Annotated in this window: 7 protein-coding genes; 1 reads left to right on the top strand and 6 read right to left on the bottom strand. The window is 59.2% G+C overall.

The annotated features are described in order from the left end of the window. Window positions 1–535 precede the first annotated feature (535 nt). The gene (locus tag Pla111_RS17755; RefSeq protein ID WP_146575659.1) at window positions 536–721 is read left to right on the top strand and encodes a transposase domain-containing protein; all 186 of its coding nucleotides are present in this window, start codon (window positions 536–538) and stop codon (window positions 719–721) included. Here Pla111_RS17755 and Pla111_RS16985 read toward each other — a convergent pair. The 6 genes from Pla111_RS16985 to Pla111_RS16960 form a co-directional block, all read right to left on the bottom strand. Next, a complete protein-coding gene (locus Pla111_RS16985) occupies window positions 693–1,142 on the bottom strand; it encodes a hypothetical protein (RefSeq protein ID WP_146575658.1) in 450 nt (149 codons plus the stop codon). The two genes, Pla111_RS17755 and Pla111_RS16985, sit on opposite strands and share 29 nt — an antisense overlap. A gap of 892 nt (window positions 1,143–2,034) precedes the next feature. Continuing rightward, a complete protein-coding gene (locus tag Pla111_RS16980; RefSeq protein ID WP_146575657.1) occupies window positions 2,035–2,790 on the bottom strand; it encodes a hypothetical protein in 756 nt (251 codons plus the stop codon). Continuing rightward, entirely contained in the window at window positions 2,705–3,034 is a 330-nt protein-coding gene (locus tag Pla111_RS16975; RefSeq protein ID WP_146575656.1) for a putative toxin, read from the bottom strand. The genes Pla111_RS16980 and Pla111_RS16975 overlap by 86 nt, the downstream gene beginning before the upstream one ends. A 217-nt stretch (window positions 3,035–3,251) precedes the next feature. Continuing rightward, a complete protein-coding gene (locus Pla111_RS17340) occupies window positions 3,252–3,422 on the bottom strand; it encodes a hypothetical protein (RefSeq protein ID WP_197525123.1) in 171 nt (56 codons plus the stop codon). Between the two features lie 994 nt (window positions 3,423–4,416). Continuing rightward, window positions 4,417–5,448, bottom strand: coding sequence for a dockerin type I domain-containing protein (locus tag Pla111_RS16965; RefSeq protein ID WP_146575654.1), 1,032 nt, complete (start codon window positions 5,446–5,448; stop codon window positions 4,417–4,419). Window positions 5,449–5,720: 272 nt separating this feature from the next. Beyond that, window positions 5,721–5,913, bottom strand: a 193-nt coding sequence (locus Pla111_RS16960; protein ID WP_146575653.1) for a trypsin-like serine protease, incomplete at its 5' end; no start/stop codon positions are given.

The following is a 5,913-nucleotide window of genomic DNA, read 5'->3' as shown; positions in this document are numbered from 1 at the left end:
GGCCCCGAGGACGCCCTACTTACCCCGTTGCCCGATGGCTTGCTGCGCGCCGAACCAGCCGAACGCAACTAACAGCGGGTCCTTTCTGGCAAGCTGCTGACCAGACCAAAGGGAACAGCACAAACCAGCGATTTTCTTTACCGCTGCAAATGGGAGTAGTGACTACTCCTGTTTTGACGCAATCGAACGCAATCGTGTGCGAATTAAGGCGTAGCCGTGCGTAGTTTGCCCCGGTAATATAGGGCTGCATTGACTCCCGTTGGTTTGCACGGGTTTGCATGCCGGGGCTGTTTCCCAAGCTGGATGTCGAGGGTTCGAACCCCTTCGCCCGCTCTTGATCGCATCCTTCGATCGTCGCGGGCCGGTGATCGTCGCGGGCCGGTCTCTTTTGCCGCCGCCCGCCGTGTGGAAGAGGGAGGATGCGGCGGAGCCAGTCGAATCACCATAGGCAGAGCTTCACATGTTTCGCCGCGGCGAACTTTGGGTTCTGCGGTGTCTCGCTCAATGCGTCGCCGCCCCACTCTGGGCACATTAGATGGATATGCTCTGGTCGCTGATCGCCAGCTGCGAGCGTCACCAGTTGGATCCGCAACGCTACCTCACCAGCGTACTGGCGAAGATTGGCAGCACGCCACGTGAGGAACTAAGGCAGTTCCTGCCCGACGTGTGGAAGAACGAGGACGCAGCGGAACCTATTCCAGCCGCTCAATGTGAAAAATGATGTCGTCGAAATCGTCGTCGGCGTAACCGTCGTTGCAGCGGTACCGACGGCCATTCGGAATCTCTTCCACGATCATGGCTGCACCATTGTGCCCCGAGTCCATTACTCCATCGCCTACATCCCAAACATTCTTTACGTCAATGTCGGAAACGTCGCCAACAACCTCGAACTCAACCACTGGAGGGGCGGTGTCTTGCCAAAAAGTAAAGTAAGGCGATTCGTGGCCGTTCGCAGAAAAGATTCCTTCTCCAAGAACCTTTAAGCAAACACCTTGTCGCCACTCTCCATTGCAAGCCTCGAAGACCAATCGAAGCCGTATGGTGCCTTCGGTGGGGAAGTCATCTCCCATCACTAAGGTATTACCTTGGTACTCAATAGGCTTCCCATCCGACTTCATAAACATTTTTTCAAACGACGGCATCCTTCTAATTCCCTGTATGACGGAATGGATCTACATCAGCATGAGCGTCTGGCCACATCTCTTCGAACTGGAAGAGGCCTCCATCTCGCCTTGGTGGCGTATGATGTAACTCCATGCTCTCAAGCTTGCCCGTTCTCCGGTTCATTCGTTGCGGTGCCAACCCTCGTCGCATCCGTTCAAGATTCTCCGCACTGTAATTGCCTGCGTTGCTATGGGCCTGATTCTTCCAATGTCGTTGACGGACGGCATCCCACGATGGCACGTTCCCTTTTGCCGTCAGATTCTCGATAGGATCACCAACTCGCCAGCCTCGTGTGGTGTTCGCGGATCGGACACCCGCAAGATTGTCCGCTGTTTGTGAGGCATCACCTAAATCATCGGCCTTCTTGCCCCCCGAGAAGCCCAGGAAAACACCAATTGCCCCGATAAGAGTGACAGGTTTTCCACCGAGTGTCTTTTGGTTGTATGCTAACTCTATTGCCTCTCCAGCCGCTCCACCAGGCACATTGGTAAGCCCTTCTTCTAGCATCCAGCTTTCGTTCTCGCGTAGTGTTTGTGCAGCCCCCTCGTATTGCGAACCAGGCCGATGCCGCTGAAGTATTCCCAACTCGCACTCTAAGGTGCTGCTGCCGGCCGTTGTGGTGTCGTCGTCCGACTCACCGCCCGAGCTCGTTGCGAGGTGATGGGTGAACCTGTCGGTGGCAAGCCCACCAGGGAAAACAGCATCACGCCGACAGAACCACCCATCCTACGGGCTACGGGCTTGAACCGCGGGGCGGTGGGGTTCCGGGGTGCGGTGATGAGCTGCGTGTTTGAGTGCGGGTAGGTATGCCCTATCCGCTGAGAGCGACCGCGGGTTTTCGACAAGCGAGGACGCGGGCTTGTGGAAGCCCTACTTGGACTTGGCCTCGCGTCGCTTCGCAAGCTTCTTGATTGCCTCACTGGCAGACTTCTTGGTCACCGGGTCTTCCAGCATCTGCTGGAGGTACTGCGACGCCTCATCGGGGTCGGCACTCAACATGCCGAGCGGCAGTTGATCGCGGCTCTTGCCGTGGGCCTTGTCCAACGCCAGGGCGGCGACCTTCGCCCCGGTCTTGGGGGTTGTAGTTGCGGCGATGGCCATGCCGACCACCCACTTGAGATTCGATTCGGGGTCTTCGATCTTGACGAACTCTTCGATCAGCCGCTCGGTAGCGATGTCGCGGGCCTCGGCAACCGCCAACGCACGGACGATGCCTTCGCGGATGGCCAAGTGATGCTCTGCATCAAGATGCTTCAGCAATATCGGGATTGCCTGCGGGTACGGCTCCTCGGTGTTGACGAGGTCCCAAACCGAGTTGGGTAAGCCGTCGTACTCTTGGCCGGGGATGCGGTTCATCACCACGCGAACACGGGCTTCACGAAGCTCAGCCACCAACGAGGCTTCATCCGCGTCAAGCATCGCTGATCGCTTGGCTTGCTCCGCCTCTTTACGTTGACGCATCGCCTGATACTCAGGGTCGCCCGCCAACTGCTTCATGAAGTCTTCGGCCTTCATACGCTCCTCAGCCAGTACGCTGCCATCAGTCAGGGATAAAGCGAAGATTGATATCACCGCGACCGACTGCATCGCGGAGCGGGCCAGATAGTTCAGTGTCTTTTCTGACATAGAGATCGAACCTCTTGCCTTCCTGCTTCGCGTAATCGGCGAAATCACGAAGCTGTTTGGTGAAGCTCAGCTTCTTGACGTTCTTGACCTCGGACACCGCATCACGAGTGATGCCATCCGGGATTCGATTGCGACCGTTGATGTTGATCTTGGTCTTCGGACCAATGTCACCGACGGCCCGCTCGCCAGCCTGCCCAACTCGAACCGGGCCCGCTCCACCAGCTCGTAGGATGGGTGCTCGCACCCATCTTAAGGCGTAGCGAGGTGATGGGTGAACCTGTCGGTGGCAAGCCCACCAGGGAAAACAGCATCACGCCGACAGAACCACCCATCCTACGGGCTACCTCACGAGCGTGTTGGCGAAGATCGGCACGGCGCCACGCGAGGAGCTTGGGCAGTTCTTGCCGGACGTCTGGAAGGCTGAGGATGCGGCGGAGCCGATGCTGAATGAATAGCAGGAATCAGGAAGGCTCCGCCTCGGACCATTCTGCGGCAGTGATCCCGAATTCGAACTCTGCTTGGTCCATCGCTTCCTGCACCGAGTCATGGTACGTGTCGGTCATCTCGGCACCCGACTCGTCGCAGTAAAATAGATAGTACCCAGTGTCAGAACTGTACTGGACGATTCGCAACTCGGTCGGTGGGGGAAGCAGTGCATCACCGTGGAAGTGTTGAGTCTTCCCTGTCGGCCGATGGGCAGATGTCAGCTTGATACATCGAAGTAGTTTAGGCTCGTCCATTATCAGTCCGGGAATATGTCGACAGTCGTATTTTCGATTATACGGCCACCCTGGCAATACGGTGAATCAAACGCCTCGAAGTGTCCGTCCAGCCTTGGCCCACGGGTCTCGTGAGCGCCAAATCGCACTTGCCGCATGCCGTCAGCCGAAACATAGCGGCCCGGTGACACCTGTCTGTAATCTGCTCCCAAGTAGTCCTCTGCGGCATTGAGGAAACCAGACTCGGAGGTGCGTCCGCCGAAGAACTCAGGTGCCCGACCCCGGGTTCGCGGAACGGACACTATTGATGGGGCCGCAAGATCTTCCGCTGTTTGCGAGGCATCACCTAAATCATCGGATGCTCTGCTGGCGCCGGTCGTAGGTAAATCATCCGCACCACGGAATAATTTCCCAAAAATGTCTCCGATGAAGCCTAATGGAGCAAGGATAAGGGTCGCGTACCATGCACTCGTGCTGACTTGATCGCCATACATGTCCTCGCCATTAACTAAGGTGTTGATATCTTACACCGCTCCACCGACACCAGTGCAGCCTACGGCAAGTTCTGTGGCAGTCTTTCCTGCCTCTAACGCGGCGCGGCCCCGAGCCATATTATCTGGGTCGGCATAAGTTCGGGCAGACAGCCTGTTAGCCTTTTCAGCCTCTCGCTCGGCATCAACATATTCGGTTTGTTCGTTGGCCCTGGCTAGCACGTCTTCCCACCAGAGCTCCTCGAATAACTCGGCGTAGTAGAGCGCTTCTTCATCCGGGCTGCTGAAGACTTGCGGAATGGGAACGTCCAGCTTAGAGCTGCGATACCCCTCCCCCTCGTAGCGATCCGGTGAAGGATCGCCGGACGACGAGTGCTTTGAAGCACTAAAGCTCCAGCGAGCCCCTTCGCGCAACTTTACCGACGCGGCCGAACCCCGTGCGCGAGAACGACGGCGCCCAGCATGAGCCCATCGGCTGCCGGTTCCGGCACGGCAAGGCCCGCATGATGGGCATGGCCGGCAGGGCTCAGCGCCGATGCCAACCCGCCGAGCGTGGCACCGTAGTGGGCCCCCCACAGGTCGTAGTCAGCTTCGTTGATCACACCGTCTTGATTGCCATCGGCTGAGAGATCCTGTTGAGAACCAAGGCTGTCACGCCAAACGGTGTAGTCGGCCGCATCAACCGTGCCGTCGAAGTTGAAATCGCCGACCTGCGTCGGCACCACGTCGATCCGCACGTTGTCGAAATCGACCTCGAGATCCGCCGTCGGGGCCAGCGGATCGATCTGATTCAGATTGACCAGCCGGACGCCCAGGTCGAGGCCCAGCCGCAGATCCGAGGCGTTGGTCGCGAAGGTCACGAGGCTCGTTGCGAACTCGCCCTCGCCAAGACTGCCGGCAAGCTGTGAATTATCGCTTGCTAGTGGCACGCCGCCGGCCAGCAGATCGATCCGGTAGCCGGGGAATCCGCTCAGGTCAAAGTCTTCGCCACTCAGCGCTCGCCCCGACGCAATGTTGCCCACCTCCACACGCAGCCGATAGGTTCGGAAGGGTTGCAGCGGCGTGCCGAGCAGCGTTTGCTGAAGCCCGTATTCGCCAAGACCTCCGCTGCCCGCACGATTGTAGGCGATCGCAACGCGATTCCCCTCGGGAGCCCCATTTGGAAAGAAGACAAAGTTCCCGGGACTGAGTGGGTCGGGCTGCGGCTGGAGGGTTCCGACGTAGTACGGGTTACTTGCACCGTTCCCCACGAGACCGAGCGGGTTGTCGTAGACTTCCCAGCCGAGAAAACCGCCGAAGCTAAACTCGTTGAAGATCGAGACCGATCCCGCGGTGGCCTCGAAGCCCGGGTTGACCACCGCCAGGGGCGTGGCACGCAGCGCACCGGTGAGCAGCAGCCCCCCCATGCTCACCAGCGAAATCGTGACTCGGCTTCGGGACGACATCATTCGATGGCTCTCTCACAAACGGAACGCATGCCTCTCAGGCGGGGCACCTGACAACGCGCTGCGTGCTGGTCAACCTGCTCCTCTGCGTGCCCCTCAGCGTGCCCCTCTGCGTGCTGCTCTGCCTACACAGTTGCTTGCGAAGTCGGGGCCCGCTACCGGCTAATCCGCAATCAAGCGGCCAGCCCGACACGCGAAGGCCCCCCCGCCAAGACTCGGCGAGGGGACCTGCACGCATCAGCCTATTCAGGGGGCCCAGGCGGGCCAAGCTTTGCTCAGAGGGGCCAAGCGGCGAGCAGGTCGCGGGGGGCGTCGGCCGTTGGGTTGTCGTCCCCGGCGTAGGCGGTCAGGAAGGCCCGCACCTCGCGGATGTCGATGGCGTAGCTCACCAGCCGGGCCTTGGTGTTGCCGCTGGAGTTGATCCCCACCAGCTCACCGTTGTTGTTGACGATCGGGCCACCGCTGTCG

The organism is Botrimarina hoheduenensis (assembly GCF_007859815.1).
Classification (GTDB): Bacteria; Planctomycetota; Planctomycetia; order Pirellulales; family Lacipirellulaceae; genus Botrimarina; species Botrimarina hoheduenensis.
Note: the sequence above shows the minus strand (reverse complement) of the source record. Positions and strands in the feature narration are given on the sequence as shown.